15 protein-coding genes and 1 pseudogene are annotated in these 12,912 nt (G+C 58.4%); 8 read left to right on the plus strand and 8 right to left on the minus strand.

Annotated features, from left to right (window positions below; genetic code table 11):
* Nucleotides 1-83: 83 nt before the first annotated feature.
* The 5 genes from EJ071_RS36990 to EJ071_RS37010 form a co-directional block, all read right to left on the minus strand.
* Nucleotides 84-629, minus strand: coding sequence for a hypothetical protein (locus tag EJ071_RS36990; protein WP_126102246.1), 546 nt, complete (start codon nucleotides 627-629; stop codon nucleotides 84-86).
* The gene (locus EJ071_RS36995) at nucleotides 626-1,303 is read right to left on the minus strand and encodes a DUF2278 family protein (RefSeq protein WP_126102247.1); all 678 of its coding nucleotides are present in this window, start codon (nucleotides 1,301-1,303) and stop codon (nucleotides 626-628) included. Before EJ071_RS36995 ends, EJ071_RS36990 begins: the two co-directional genes overlap by 4 nt.
* A gap of 10 nt (nucleotides 1,304-1,313) precedes the next feature.
* Nucleotides 1,314-2,975 (minus strand): phospholipase D-like domain-containing protein, encoded by a 1,662-nt coding sequence (locus tag EJ071_RS37000; protein ID WP_126102248.1) that lies wholly within the window; start codon nucleotides 2,973-2,975, stop codon nucleotides 1,314-1,316.
* Between the two features lie 239 nt (nucleotides 2,976-3,214).
* Complete coding sequence (locus EJ071_RS37005) at nucleotides 3,215-4,666, minus strand: inorganic triphosphatase (protein WP_126102249.1); 1,452 nt, start codon at nucleotides 4,664-4,666, stop codon at nucleotides 3,215-3,217.
* Nucleotides 4,667-4,918: 252 nt separating this feature from the next.
* Nucleotides 4,919-5,125: a hypothetical protein gene (locus EJ071_RS37010; protein WP_126102250.1), complete on the minus strand. Its 207-nt coding sequence runs from the start codon at nucleotides 5,123-5,125 to the stop codon at nucleotides 4,919-4,921.
* Nucleotides 5,126-5,284: 159 nt separating this feature from the next.
* On the opposite strand from EJ071_RS37010, the gene EJ071_RS37015 reads away from it, so the two are divergent.
* Entirely contained in the window at nucleotides 5,285-5,491 is a 207-nt protein-coding gene (locus EJ071_RS37015; RefSeq protein WP_126102251.1) for a hypothetical protein, read from the plus strand.
* A gap of 78 nt (nucleotides 5,492-5,569) precedes the next feature.
* Here the strand turns inward: EJ071_RS37015 and EJ071_RS37020 are convergent, their stop codons facing one another.
* Both EJ071_RS37020 and EJ071_RS39905 read right to left on the minus strand, forming a co-directional pair.
* Nucleotides 5,570-6,544 carry a GGDEF domain-containing protein gene (locus tag EJ071_RS37020; protein WP_245460118.1) on the minus strand — a complete coding sequence of 325 codons (975 nt, stop codon included), beginning with the start codon at nucleotides 6,542-6,544 and terminating at the stop codon, nucleotides 5,570-5,572.
* A 232-nt stretch (nucleotides 6,545-6,776) separates the two neighbouring features.
* Nucleotides 6,777-6,950, minus strand: a complete 174-nt coding sequence (locus EJ071_RS39905) for a hypothetical protein (RefSeq protein WP_245460119.1) — start codon at nucleotides 6,948-6,950, stop codon at nucleotides 6,777-6,779.
* A gap of 357 nt (nucleotides 6,951-7,307) precedes the next feature.
* Between EJ071_RS39905 and EJ071_RS37030 the strand changes: the two are divergent.
* From EJ071_RS37030 to EJ071_RS37045, 4 genes and pseudogenes are all read left to right on the plus strand, one after another.
* A pseudogene (locus EJ071_RS37030) lies at nucleotides 7,308-7,839 on the plus strand (SMC-Scp complex subunit ScpB); the annotation flags it as partial.
* A 231-nt stretch (nucleotides 7,840-8,070) separates the two neighbouring features.
* Nucleotides 8,071-8,409 (plus strand): DUF1016 N-terminal domain-containing protein, encoded by a 339-nt coding sequence (locus EJ071_RS37035; protein ID WP_126102252.1) that lies wholly within the window; start codon nucleotides 8,071-8,073, stop codon nucleotides 8,407-8,409.
* Between the two features lie 78 nt (nucleotides 8,410-8,487).
* Nucleotides 8,488-8,865: a hypothetical protein gene (locus tag EJ071_RS39910; RefSeq protein ID WP_245460120.1), complete on the plus strand. Its 378-nt coding sequence runs from the start codon at nucleotides 8,488-8,490 to the stop codon at nucleotides 8,863-8,865.
* A 1-nt stretch (nucleotide 8,866) separates the two neighbouring features.
* Nucleotides 8,867-9,439, plus strand: a complete 573-nt coding sequence (locus EJ071_RS37045; protein WP_126102253.1) for a DNA-binding protein — start codon at nucleotides 8,867-8,869, stop codon at nucleotides 9,437-9,439.
* Nucleotides 9,440-9,613: 174 nt separating this feature from the next.
* Here EJ071_RS37045 and EJ071_RS37050 read toward each other — a convergent pair whose 3' ends face one another.
* Complete coding sequence (locus EJ071_RS37050; RefSeq protein ID WP_245460121.1) at nucleotides 9,614-10,633, minus strand: dienelactone hydrolase family protein; 1,020 nt, start codon at nucleotides 10,631-10,633, stop codon at nucleotides 9,614-9,616.
* Nucleotides 10,634-10,940: 307 nt separating this feature from the next.
* On the opposite strand from EJ071_RS37050, the gene EJ071_RS37055 reads away from it, so the two are divergent.
* The 3 genes from EJ071_RS37055 to EJ071_RS37065 all read left to right on the plus strand — a co-directional run bounded on the left by EJ071_RS37055 (nucleotide 10,941) and on the right by EJ071_RS37065 (nucleotide 12,858).
* A complete protein-coding gene (locus EJ071_RS37055) occupies nucleotides 10,941-11,690 on the plus strand; it encodes an NYN domain-containing protein (RefSeq protein ID WP_126102254.1) in 750 nt (249 codons plus the stop codon).
* A gap of 161 nt (nucleotides 11,691-11,851) precedes the next feature.
* Nucleotides 11,852-12,385 carry a hypothetical protein gene (locus EJ071_RS37060; RefSeq protein ID WP_210211900.1) on the plus strand — a complete coding sequence of 178 codons (534 nt, stop codon included), beginning with the start codon at nucleotides 11,852-11,854 and terminating at the stop codon, nucleotides 12,383-12,385.
* Entirely contained in the window at nucleotides 12,379-12,858 is a 480-nt protein-coding gene (locus EJ071_RS37065; RefSeq protein WP_126102256.1) for a hypothetical protein, read from the plus strand. Before EJ071_RS37060 ends, EJ071_RS37065 begins: the two co-directional genes overlap by 7 nt.
* The last annotated feature ends 54 nt before the right edge of the window (nucleotides 12,859-12,912 follow it).

A 12,912-nucleotide genomic window follows, 5' to 3' on the forward strand; every position in this document is an offset into this window, starting at 1 on the left:
GGCAGACGATGGCGTCACGAGCGATGAAGCTTTGGCACTTCGGGCAATGTTTGCCAAAGCTTCGAACCCGGGTTCTGTCTGCGTCATTGCCTATCCCCGGGCAGTAGTCGTTGCAGCTCGCGGCTGAAACTCCACCGCTGCTCGTCAGCAGAAAATCGCAGGATCCAAATGCTGTCGTAGTCGTCGTCATCCCATGAAGTGGGCGCGATCTCGGTCGACTGCGTGATTTCGGCGGCAAGGTCCGGAATGGACTCGTGCTGCCAGCACACCAGCGTCGGCGCCTGGTTTTGCCCGATTGCAGGGCCCGCGACCTTTTCCTGGCCCTTCGAATAGCGTGTGTCCGGCTCGATCTTGAGGCGTTGGGCAAGGGACGTGATGGTCTGGGTCGGCCTAAGGCTGCGGCTTCCGCTGCCATCCTTCTTGATCGGCGCGGAGGCGACAATCGCTTTAGGAATCTGCAGCGGTGGCGGCGGATTGCAAAAGAAGCATGCCAGTGCTCCGGCGCGCTGCCACCCACGCACCGTCAGCGACTTGTCATCTTGTTGGCCAAGCTCGTCGACGCCGAGCTCCGGCCTGTCCGGCAGCGGCTTTTCCGCATGCCGGATGATCATGATAAACTTGTCGGTCATTGCAGTTCACCCACCGGTTTGCTGTCGGCGGTCGGATTGCCCAGCGCGTCGGTCGGCACGAGCTGGTTCTCGAACGCCGCGAAATACCCGGCCCATCGCTCGCCCGACGTCGCAATCAGAACTGCCCCATCCTGCCAAACGTCGTTGTGATCGTTGTGATCGTTGCCCACGCGATGGGCAAAGTGCTGGCCGGTCGATCCCTGGTTCATATGGGTGTCGTGGATGCCGTCGCCTTCTGTATAAAAGCGCCCGAAGACATACACGTCCCAGCTGTTTTGCGCCGCTTGCTGCAGCAAGCGGTTCATCGAAGCCACCGGTTCGGCCTCCATGCTCCCATCCATCGGGTCACTCAGGCGCCAGCGACCAGTTCCAGAAAGTAGGTCGGAGCGCATGAAATCCAGCGCGGGCAACGCATTCTTGTCGGTCAGGTCGTTACGCCCCGCTGGCGCCCCGGCAAGCGTCTGAATGAGCGGGTGCTGAAAGTCGAAGACCAGTTTGTATTGCAGCAGATCGTCGGAATCGTCGGTTCCGACATTGACGGCGACGTCCCAAGCTGCGCCGCCAACGTCGAGTGGAACATGGAGATGGTACTGCGTTTCATTTCCGAACGGCTTTGACTTGAGCACAGGGGCGCCGGTGATTTTCGCCTTCGCGAAGCCATAGCTGAGAGACATAGAGAAGCCCTCACGACATCCAGAAGTTCAGTTCCTGGGCGCGCGAGCCGCCCGGCTTCCACCCATCCAACGATGTGTAGAGCGAGTTCGGGTCGCCATTGTTTTGAAGATAATTACGCCAGGAATAGTGGTCGTAAACGCCGGTGAGGTGCAGCGCATAGGCCTGCGCCAGTTTCTGGTTGCCGCGGATGATGATGAGGTTCTCGTCGTTTTTCTCGGAGGCGTTTGGCGAAAAATTGTGAGACCCAGTGATCACCACGCAATCCGGAGAAAGGGGGTCTATCACGATGGCCTTGGAATGCACGATGGCCATCATATGGTTTGCGAGCATTTCCTGGGCCGTGAATTCCGATTCTACCCATGCCGGTTTGTTTTTGTCGGTGATGCCGGACGGGATCAGCACATCCCGATGGAAGCTGCCGGAGCCTGGTCCTGATTTTACCACCTGGCCCTCCACTTGGACGATGTCGCCGGTTTTGGTGGCGACGACACGCGATACCACGCCGCGCACATAGATCTCGTTCTCCTGAGCGCGATCGAGCAGGGCACTCAGCAACGGTGAATTCCCCGGCATGAACATGGCGAACAGCGCGCCCTGCTTCGCGTTTTTGATCGCTTCCAGAACCGGCTGGAACTCGGCCTGTCCTGTCGTCGCGGCAAAGTAGAGCTCGATCTCGGCGTCTTGCGTTGGATCCGAATTCGCCGCCCGCAACGCTTCAGGCATATCGTCGCCAGCCGCGACGAGCTTTTTCCACTGGTTGAGATAGCGGTCGGCAATTTTCGGACGCTGGGCGATCAGCACGTTGTTGAGCTGGGTGCACAGTCCCGTAACCGTCCAATTGGTGCTTCCGGTCAGCACAGCCGCGCCGGTATCGGTACCTCGCGCGACTTCAACGACGAACTTGTTGTGGACGCTGGGTGACGACCTGCCAGCATGCGAAAGATCGCGGTGATGGACCTCAAGCCCGGCGCGCTCAAGGTCAGAGCCGACCTCGGGGTCCGTTCCATCGCCATTGCCGATCAGGATATGTCCGCGCGATCCGAAAGGCTTCAGCGCATCGATCAACTCGACGTCATTGATCTCGTAGATGGCGGCATAAATCTCGCTTTGCCGGCGGTCCGCTTCACCGAGGAAGGTCAGGATCTGATGGCGGGCATCGCCCGACAGATAGCGTCGCGCCGGGAAGCCTGGCGTTTTGAGGTCATCGGCAAATTTGTGCAGGGACTGAAGCGTCATGTCGCCGTGGACGAACCTGCTGACCACCTGCGACATCAATGTGCCACGGTTGAAATAGGCGGCAAGTCCGTCGCCGGCGTCGCCTGATGCAACGAGCGGCTCAGTCCAGTCTGAACTGCTCGCTTCGTCGGCGGTAAAACCGTTGTCCGCGGCGCGCATGGCCGTCACCCGATAGGAGACGCTATCCGTCGACGCCACTGAATGATCGGTCCAGATGCAGCGCCGGATCGGCGACTGGTCGGAGGGAATGCCATCATCGGGCACCTTGTCGGCCCCCGCCTGCGGCGGGATCCGGTTCATGATCACGCTTTGCACGCCCGTCTTGGTGTCACGGCGTTCAAGCTTGAAGCCGACCCAGGTGTCGTCCCAGTTTGCGGTGTTCCAAGCGACCAGAACATCGTCGGCATTGGCGTAGGCTTTGATGACCAGCGGCATTCCAATCTCCCCTCAAAAATAAAACGCGCTCCATTTATCTTAAGCGCCTAAATAGGCTCTGTGCGGTATTTCACAGATATTTGATTGAACTTCGTCGGATCGTAAAATTACTTTGCCAACCAATATTCTTGGCCACACGATGCGGAACCTAGTGGCGCCAACGCAAGCAAAGCCGACGCTACGGTGCATTTGTCCTGGTGATTTCTGACACCACCCCGAAAGGTGGCGATCGATCTACCTCAGCGCCAGAAGCGCCTTGTGTCGACAAGGCCGTCGTGAGCCTCCGCGGCGTCCTTGAGAAGCTTGGACTTGTCGTCGGCACTGTAGAGATCCTTCGCACCAGCCACGTCCGAAAGCTCCAGCGCCGCCAGCATATCGTGGGCGGTGGCGAGATCGTTGAGGCTGCCAAGCTGATCCTGCAGGTCTTCCATCATCGTGATGAACCGTCGATGGCGTTTGGCTTCCGACTTGCTGTTGTAAAGCGGCTCGAAGAACTCCGCCGCATAGCGCAGCTTCTTTGCGGCGATTCGCAATTTATGGCGGGTCTCGTCATCGGCATCGATGAGATTCTTGCCGCCCTTCGCCACCTTTTTCCAAAATTTATCGAATACTTCGGAGGCGAAATCTCTCGCCGACTGATCGGCCAACGCTTCGTCCGATTGGTCGGTCCGCCAGTCCCTGATGGAGACCCATTCGGTGGCATCAATCATCAAGGAGCGGGCGCGTACCGAGGAAAGCGATGCTTCGACCGCCGCATAGGCGTCGTCGCGCGCATTTTGAAGACGGCTTGAAAGAGCCTCGCTCGAAGCGCGGTGGACCATCACGTCGATATTGCGCGCATCGCCAAGTTCCGAGGCGAGCCATTTCAATTCTTCTCGCAGGTGGTCGAAGCGGCTGTCATGGAACAGCGACTTGCAGATCGAGCAAAGCGAGCGCAGTCGTCGCAGCGACACGCGAGCCTGATGCAGGGCCTCGGCGTCGCGGGACCAGCCAAGCACCCTTTCGTTGAGACGAAACTGTCTGAGACAGGCCGCCGCGATGTGCGCGAAAGCCGTTGTCGCGCTCATCTCGGACATGAGCGGGGTCGAAGCCGCCTTCACGGCACCGGGCGCCGGGCCAAGCAGATGATAGCCCCGTTCAGCTTTGCTCAGCACTCCGACATGCGTCGGTGTGAGCAGGTCGACTTGCCGGGCGAGCGCGAACAGCGCTCTCGGTGAGCCCGCCTCCTTTTCCAACTCGATCTCGCAGAACGACGCCTCGCGATCGGCTGCAACGACCTTGCCAAGATCCAAAGCGACTTCGATCGTAGCGTCGCCATCGATCACATTCCAAGAATGCCGTTTGACATGAACCTCGAACAGCGGCGCGAGCTTTGGGCCAGCCTCTGCCAGCAGATCACGGATCTGCGGATCATCAAGTATCGGTGTGTCGCCGGCGACCGGCTGCTCCCATTCTTCGCGCGTAAACGATCCGGCCGCGGCGCCATTTCCGGCTTTGACGGTCTGTATGCGCTCATTTCCCGATTGTCGGATGCGAAGCGACAGGCCGCGCTTGGATAGATCCCAGCCGGGGGTATCGAAATAGATGGATATCTGCTGAAGAACGCTGGGCGAGGATCCAAACGGATTCTCCTTCAGGAGCGACCGCGCACCCGATTGCGAAAGCTCGAGCTTCAGTTCTGTTTCCTGCATGACGCTCTCGGCGTCGCTTCACGGAAGCGACCCACGCGCATCGTGCGTCATAAGGCTGTCACAAACAACCGCACCGTCGTCGACGCGATGCTCTTGCACCTGAGCCGATACGCGGTCATGCATCGACGGATGAAGCCACTATCGGCCGGATGATAGTTCTGCGGCCCGAGCCCCTGTAAGCGTGTGACGCTCTCCTTTAAGCCCGCCGCGACATCCTCGTGCAGTGGGCTTCCAGAGTCTCTAGCGCGAAGCTCATTTTTCATCCTTGTAGATCTTCACAACTTCATCGATCTTCCGCCAGTCGTTGCCATGGCGACGCACTAGCTCTCTTGCCTGGTTTGGCGAGAGGTCGTGTTTTTCGACAACGTGCGTAACCTCCGCTTCTTCGCCCTTCAGAGGACGGCTACGGGACTTTCTGCGCGGTCGAGGGCCGGTGCCTTTTTCGCGCAATCTTGCCATTGGAACCTCCAAAAAACCAGTTGCAAGAGGCTAACCGGCGAGGGGCCGGAAGGTTCATTAGCGATGGCTCAAGGCGACGATATCGGTCCCCCCTTACCAACGACCTCACGAAATCGTCATCAAAGACGGCTAATACGCTCTCGATTGGGGAAGTCATTGGTGGACGAAGACAAGCCGTATCGCGAGGCCTACCGCCTGCAGCGCATGGTCGATGGCAACGCCATAACCATAGCGACGTTCTACTCCTCGAAAGAGGCCCTAACGATCATACCCAGCTTGGTCGAGGGCTACCGCCTGATGCTTGGCGACAGGCAAGTGTGGCCCAAAGAGACTTCACCCAAACGTCATGATGATGTTGCAAGTTAGTAGCCGCCGAACGACTGCTCTCCGGTCGGTGTTCCCAAGCCATCTGTGCCTAGCTCGACTGGGTTTTCTTTTTATAGTCTAGGTCGCCGTTATTTCCAACTTGGGCCGTATAGAGCCGATGGCAGCGATCGGGATGAACTCGGCCGGCGATATCAGGCCGCGGACGGGATGGCGCCAGCGGATCAGCCCCTCGAGCGCGTCGATGAAACCCTCGGTGCCGAGGATCGGCTGATAGTGAAGCTCCAGCTCGCCGAGATAGATGGCGGCGCGCAGCTCGCGCTCCACCAGCCGGCGATAGCGCTTGTCCGACAGCATCTCCTCGTCGAAGACCGTGACTCGGCCACGACCCGCCGTCTTGCTTTCGTAGAGCGCGAGGTCGGCGAGCAGCATCAGCTCCGTCGGGTTGGAAGCGTGCAGCGGCGCGAGCGCGACCCCAACCGAGATCGACAGCGGGATGATCTTGCCTTCGTGCCGCTTCCCGGCCCGCATCGCCCCGAGCAGCCGGCGCACATCCTTATTGATCGCAGCCGCGTCGCCATGCGGGACGATGACGCCGAACTCGTCGCCACCCAGCCGCCCGATAATGCCGTCGGCAAAGATGCGCTCAGCCTCCTTGACCAGATAGGCGAGGGCAAGGTCGCCGAACTGATGGCCGAAGGTGTCGTTGAGCTGCTTGAAATGATCGAGGTCGATCAGCAGAAGGCTCGCTTGGCGGCGCTTGCGCAGGGTGCCCAGCCTATCGCGCAAGGCCTCGAGAAAATAGCGTCGGGTCATAGCGCCGGTCATCGCGTCCACGGTGAGAAAGCGGTGCTTCTCGGCCTCGGCGGCCTCTGCCGACTGCAGGCGCCGGACGACGCTCGAGCGCATATACATCAGCACCAGAAGGGCGAGGCACGTCGATATCGCCGACACGCCAAGAGCGGCGGCGCGGGAGGGGTTTTCGGGCAGCCCGAATGCGGCAAGCCCCGTGGCAGCGATGCTCACCACAAGCAGGGCCTGGATGCCGCGGTAGACCCTTCCGCTATGATCCTTGATTGTCGCCAAGATGCTCATGTCTGCGCCCCTACAGCACGAGCCATGGCTAGAGCCAAGCTGTTAAAAAGACATTGAGTGCGGCCGTCGGCGCCAAATATACCCCGGTTTGTGGTTAAAGCGTCCGAGGATTCAGAAGCCGAGGCCGGCCCTTACCGTGGTTGCGCCCAACTCGCACCATGTCGCGCTGCCGCAGCCGCCAGATCGCGAGTGGCGAGCGCTATGTCGGCCAAGGACATGAACACATCGCGAGTCAGTACGATCTCCGCTTTTTAGGTGCATGGCGCGATAGGTTTTCGCTGTTGACGAGCGTCAGAAATTCCGGGTTCTTCAGGCAGTATTCCCGGGTGAAGCGCACCAGTTTTTGGGAGCGCTGCCGTGGGCTCAAGATGTTCCAGATGCAGTTTCTGGATGCACTGTCGACCATCCGGCGCGCTTGCTGCCACGGCCCGGTGGCAACGTCGGAACGGCTGTTCGACGAAACGCCACGACAGATAGGCGAGCGAAATACTCGCCGCCACGATCATGCCGCCTGAAGTGGCCAACATCATTTCCGGGTCTGAATGCCCTGTTTCCGTGAGGCGGCAGCGCTCTTCTGATCTATGTCGGCAAGTTTCGCGTCACGTCGCTTGCGACATCGTTCCTATCGATGCGAGGCGTATCCGACGCATTTTTCCCGCCCTATTCGTCACGCTTGCCGCGGCTTCGGTTTTCTCGTCTTTTCTCTTTCTGCCAAAATTCCTTCACGATTTATCGAAAAGCCTGCTTGCAACGTCCGTTTCCTGTCGAAGCGGTGATCTTTGCCGCCAGCGAGCCGGTACCGCGCGAGGTGCTGGCGCGCGTCATCGGCAAAAGCTGCAATCTCGAGCTCATCATCGATGACATTCGCGCCGAACTCGCCGGCCGCCCTTACGAGCTGGTGTCTGTCGCCGGCGGCTGGCAGCACCGGACCAAGAAAGCCTTTGCTGATGTCATTCGCGGTGCCTTTAGGCCCGGCCGCGAGGCAGGGCGCTGAGGCATCAAAGGAGCTGTCGCAGTCCGAGGCTCTTGTGCTGATGTGCATTGCCTATTTCCAACCGATCACGCGGGGCGAGCTGTCGAGCTTCTTCGGCAAGGAGGTGTCGCGCAATCTGATCGGTGTGCTGCGCACGCAGGACCTGATCGCCTCGGGGCCACGCAGCCCACAGCCGGGCGCGCCTTACACGTATGTGACGACCAAAAACTTCCTGTCGCAGTTCGGGTTCGACACGCTGCGCCAGCTGCCGGATTTCGAGGCGCTCGAGGATGCCGGGCTGTTGTCGAAGGAGAAGCTGCTGCCGGCGATATCATGCCGGGGTTTTCCGATCAGGATGACGAACAGGTTCAGTAAAGAAGGGGCGCGAACGGGCCTCTGCAATGGGTATCTCGACAGCCCGCCGGAGAGCGCCTCGAGCGTCCGGCGACGGAGCGCAAAGTTCGCGGAACATAACACGCTGCCCGTGCACGTTGTCGCTTGGAGCAGCATTGCTTCCTATGCTTTCCCGGGCACATCCTGCTAAATTCGACTCATGACCGAAAACTTCCCAGCTTCAGGCAAGACAGGCTACGCCTCATTTCTCTCCGAGTTGAAGGAGCGCATCCGGACGGCTCGCCTCAGAGCCGCTCTTTCCGTCAACCAAGAGCTGATTCTCCTCTATTGGAGCATCGGACGCGACATCTTGAACAGACAAAGCGATGCTGGCTGGGGGGCGCGTATAATCGATCGCCTGGCTGCCGACCTGCGCCGCGACTTCCCGGAGACGACGGGTCTCTCCTCCCGAAAATTGAAATCCTTGGGGGCACTCGTCGAGGCCTTTCCCGCGTCCCTACTTTCGCGCCGCAGAGTCAAGAGAAGAGTCGGAGGGTGATTCCTCGCCATCTTGAATCGTTGCCGTTCGATGCTATGTTCAACACATCAGTATTTTGTCCAACGCGAGGACACGGCTATGGCAAAGGCGACAAAAGCAGGATTCGCGAAAAGAGCAGGTCACGGACGATTTGCCATGCGAGGTGGCAGTGACGCTCTCAAGGCAAAGGTCGGGCGTTCCGCCAAGACTGGAAAGTTCGTCGTTGTCGATGCAACTCGCTTTGAGGCAGTGATGAAGGCTGCGGAACACTCGGGCCTTCTCGGTGAAAAAAGCGCGCGCATCGGTGGTCGCATCAGTCCCGCGCTGTTGGAGCAGGCAAAGAAGCAGACTGGGATTCAGACTGATACCGATCTGATTGAATTTGCCCTGGCCAATGTGGCGCTCGACGACGATTTCGGAAAGACATTCAGTGAGGTTCGAGGCACGGTCGATCCGTCGCTGAAACTCGGTTTCTAGCGTGGCGGAATTCAGTTTCGACGCGTCGGTTCGGTGGGCCCGGTTTGATCCGGAGCGGACATTGCCTCGGCGCCCCGACGCCGACCTGCCCTTCATAAGCGAACAGGCGGAGGCAGGCCAGGAGCTGCTGCTCGATACCTGCGTTTACATCGACGGCTTGCAGGGTCGAGCACCAGATGCCGTCGCCGATCTGGTCAAAATTCGACGGAGCAACCACTCGACGGTTGCGGTGCAGGAACTCATGCACACGGTCGGAGTGCTCGATCCCGCTCACTCCGGTACGAGAGGCGTCGTTAGACAGATTGGGGTGGTCGTCGCAGGCATGCCGGCACATCGCGTCTTTACCCCCGATGCGGATGTGTTAGGGCGTGCGGCGCACCTATCAGGTATCTTGTGCCGGCTCCAGGGCTATCAGAAGGATGCAAGGTTTCGCGCTTTGCAGGATAGCGTTCTGTTTCTTCAGGCGCAGAAACTCGGATTCTCTGTCCTGACTGCCAACGTCTCGGACTTCGACTATCTGCTCCAACTCATTCCAGCCGGGCGGGTATTGTTCTATCGCCGCATCGAGCTTTGATGCGACGTCATCGCCGAGGCCTTCCTGGAGGTGCTCGAGCTGGTGCGCCTGGCCGCCACGCTCGAAGCGGCCGAGCGGCTGGAAAACGACCGCGAGGCGGCGCTCAAGCAGTGGCGGCTCGACGTCGAGCGGGCGCTCAAGTCGTAGCTAAACCCGCGAACCCCCAGATCTCCGCTAGGTGGGAGACTCTTTGAAAAATCGCAGCATCTTCCTGGCTGCGATCATGTTGTAGGGAAAAATCCCAACAGACGAATGTCCGCAATTGAGACGCAGGACCTCAGGCGAACGATTGCATTTCGTCAATACCTCTATCACCCGATCCGAAGCTTCTGGACGCGCGATCGTGTCGTCCCTGCCAAGCACGAACATCACATCCAGGCCAGGACGCGTCAGACCCCACGTATGCATCTCGAGGCTAATGAGTCCCCAAGCGGTTCTCAAATCTTTGAGTGACATGGCTGGTTCAATACGACCACGCAACGACTTCATGGTTTCCGCTGTCCAAACAAAATCAGCAGGGCTCATTGGCGATACCATGAGAACCGCTTTATCAACCATCTCTTCCTGGGCAGCGATCAGACCAGCAACCGTGCCACCTAAGCACATGCCTACAACCGAGATTTTTCGATACCTCTGACTATGAAGCCAACGGACAATCTTACGGCCATCCAATACCGCCTGTCTCATCGATCGGACGGTGCGTCCCAAATTCGCGTTGAAAAATTTTTCCTCGGAATAGTCGCCGGAACCACGACTAAAGTGATATGGGAGGGTAGCCTCAATCACTGTTATGCCCCTTGCGGCAAAGAACCTAGCGAATTTTGAGAAACGGTTCCGCGCGTGCCAATGATGAAACAAAACAAGCGCATGATCTTTCGATCCACCATCGGTTACCCTACATTCAAATGTATTGTTGTCGTCATCTATGGATGTGATATCGGACTGGAAAAGAACAATATTTCCTTTTTCGTTTAATGGTTCTGAGGGCAAAATCGGGGAGAAAAGCCGCTCTCCTTTGGAAAGCTCCGTGAACGTCAGTTCACCGCTTGCATATCTGTCCTCGGCCTCGTTAACTGCAAACGCCAAGGAAGAATCATAACCAAACCCTATGGACCTGTGATCGGTACGCCTCTGCCGTTGTAAGGTTCTCAAGATGTACTTGCGATCATGACGACGCGCCAGATAACGAAACATACCTCTCCCCTATTTCTTGCCTACAAGAATGTCGTGTTCCCCGGCCTCTCTCGCCCAGTGCAGCGACAGCATTGCCTTATCGCCTGTCTAAACTTCCTTGATGACGAGCCAAGACGCGATTTTGCGGGAAGATTCGCTGCGCTTGCCAGCCAAACCCAGAGGACATGCGAGTGATATACCTTGTGGTGGCACAAAGTCGGAGATTGACAGCCAAGAGACCTCTGGTCAGCAATGCTGACGCAGGGGACCAAGATCCTACCAGCCATGTTCCGGCTGTAAAGAGGTCCGAAATGGAAGGTAGGCGCCCATGGCCACAGACACACGATCCCCGCGCCTTGCGGTACTGATTGATGCGGACAACGCTTCTGCCAAGGTCGCAGATGCGCTGTTCGAGGAAGTCGCCAAGATTGGAGAAGCGAGTGTCCGGCGCATCTATGGCGACTTCTCAGGCACTCGGTCCAAAGGGTGGGCTGACGTGCTTGCCCGACACGCAATCATTCCCCAGCAGCAGTTCGCCTACACCACAGGTAAGAACGCCTCTGACATCACGCTCGTCATCGACGCTATGGATTTGCTTCACAGCGGCAGGTTTGATGGGTTTTGTTTGGTCTCCTCAGACAGTGACTTCACGCGCCTTGCAGCCCGGATCCGAGAACAGGGAATCGATGTATACGGGTTCGGGGAGCAGAAAACGCCCGAGAGCTTCCGACAAGCCTGCCGTCGTTTTGTTTACACAGAGAACCTGGGAGCAACGGCAGTAGGCAACCGTCCGCACGCGGCACCAACGAAGTCTTTGCAGTCTCCCAGCGTCGCCGCCGCCGCAATTGAGAAGGCGCTTGCTCAAATGGAAGGGGATGAGGAGGGTTGGGTGCCACTCAGTGGCGTAGGCACTCAACTTGCCAACCTAGCCTCAGATTTCGACCCGCGAACATTTGGCTTTCGGAAGCTCAGCGATCTGGTTCGCAAGACTGGTGCGTTTGAAATCGATCAGCCCGAAGGCGGGCGGCTCCGTATCCGATCAAAGCCAGCGTCAACCAAGCGTCGAAAAGGAAGGTGACGATGGCTTGCCACATGCTGCGGAAGATCAGTCGGACGCGGGTTTATATTCCCAGCCAAGGCCCGGCGAGTTGGCAGGCATTCCTCGCGGAGCCTGTTAGACAGTGGCGAACCGGCTGCTCGGCAAAGACGCTCGCTCACTGCTGGGAGAGTGCCGATGGCTTGCCGTACGAGATCGCGCAGATGTTCGACGGCCCGGCCGAGTTATTACTGGCCTTGCCTGAACACAAAGTGCCGCTCGACGGTGGCAACCGTGACAGCCAAAACGATGTGTTTGCGCTCATTCGGTTCGGCGAGCAGACTTGTGCTGCAACCATCGAAGGCAAGGTAAGCGAGCCATTCGGCCCGACGGTGGGTGAGTGGTATGCCGAACCGTCGCGGGGAAAGAGAGACCGTATGCACCAGCTATGCGGGTTGCTCGGCTTCGATGGGATGCCACCAGCCCATGTCCGTTACCAGCTGATGCACCGGACGGCTTCCGCGCTGATCGAGGCTCAGCGGTTCAAAACCGATGAGGCAGCGATGATTGTCCACTCGTTCTCCCCAGGCCGAATGTGGTTTGACGATTTCGCCACTTTCGTAAGTCTGTTCGGCGCCGAAGTTAGACCTGACCTGCCGCGCACATTTGTCCTGAAGTCAGGGCAGCGGCTCCGTTTGGGTTGGGCTACCGGCAACGAGGATTTTCTCAAATGCTAAAAGCTCCAGCGGGCGCCAATCCGATTGGCATGGGAACGACTGCACCGCGGCGATACACGACCAAGCAAATGGGTGATGCTTGTGAAATGATCGTGGCCGCAGAACTCACCCTGGCTGGTATCCCCGCCTTAAAAGTTCCCGACAACTGGCCAGGCTATGACGTGATCGCGCAACCGTTCGATCGGCCAGCACAACGTGTTTCGGTGAAATCGAGGACATTTAAACGTGGTGCTGCCTATGTCGGCTACAACGACTATGACCAATTCGATTGGTTGGCGATTGTCCTGCTACCGTCCGAAGAGTTCAAAGCTCGCGCAATCTACGTTGTCCCACGGCAAGAGGCCGAGCGGCTGGCGCGACGTGATAAAGCAACGAGTAAAACCGCTGCGGAACGATACTTCCGGGTCGATCAAGTCCCTGACCTGTTTGCAACATGGAACGCCAACTTCCATTTGACTACGCCTAACTGGTAGGTTGCTCCCCTCAGAATTGCAGCGCTGCAACCCGAGCTGAGAATGTCAGGAATA

The organism is Mesorhizobium sp. M1B.F.Ca.ET.045.04.1.1, from assembly GCF_003952465.1.
Taxonomy (GTDB): domain Bacteria; phylum Pseudomonadota; class Alphaproteobacteria; order Rhizobiales; family Rhizobiaceae; genus Mesorhizobium; species Mesorhizobium shonense.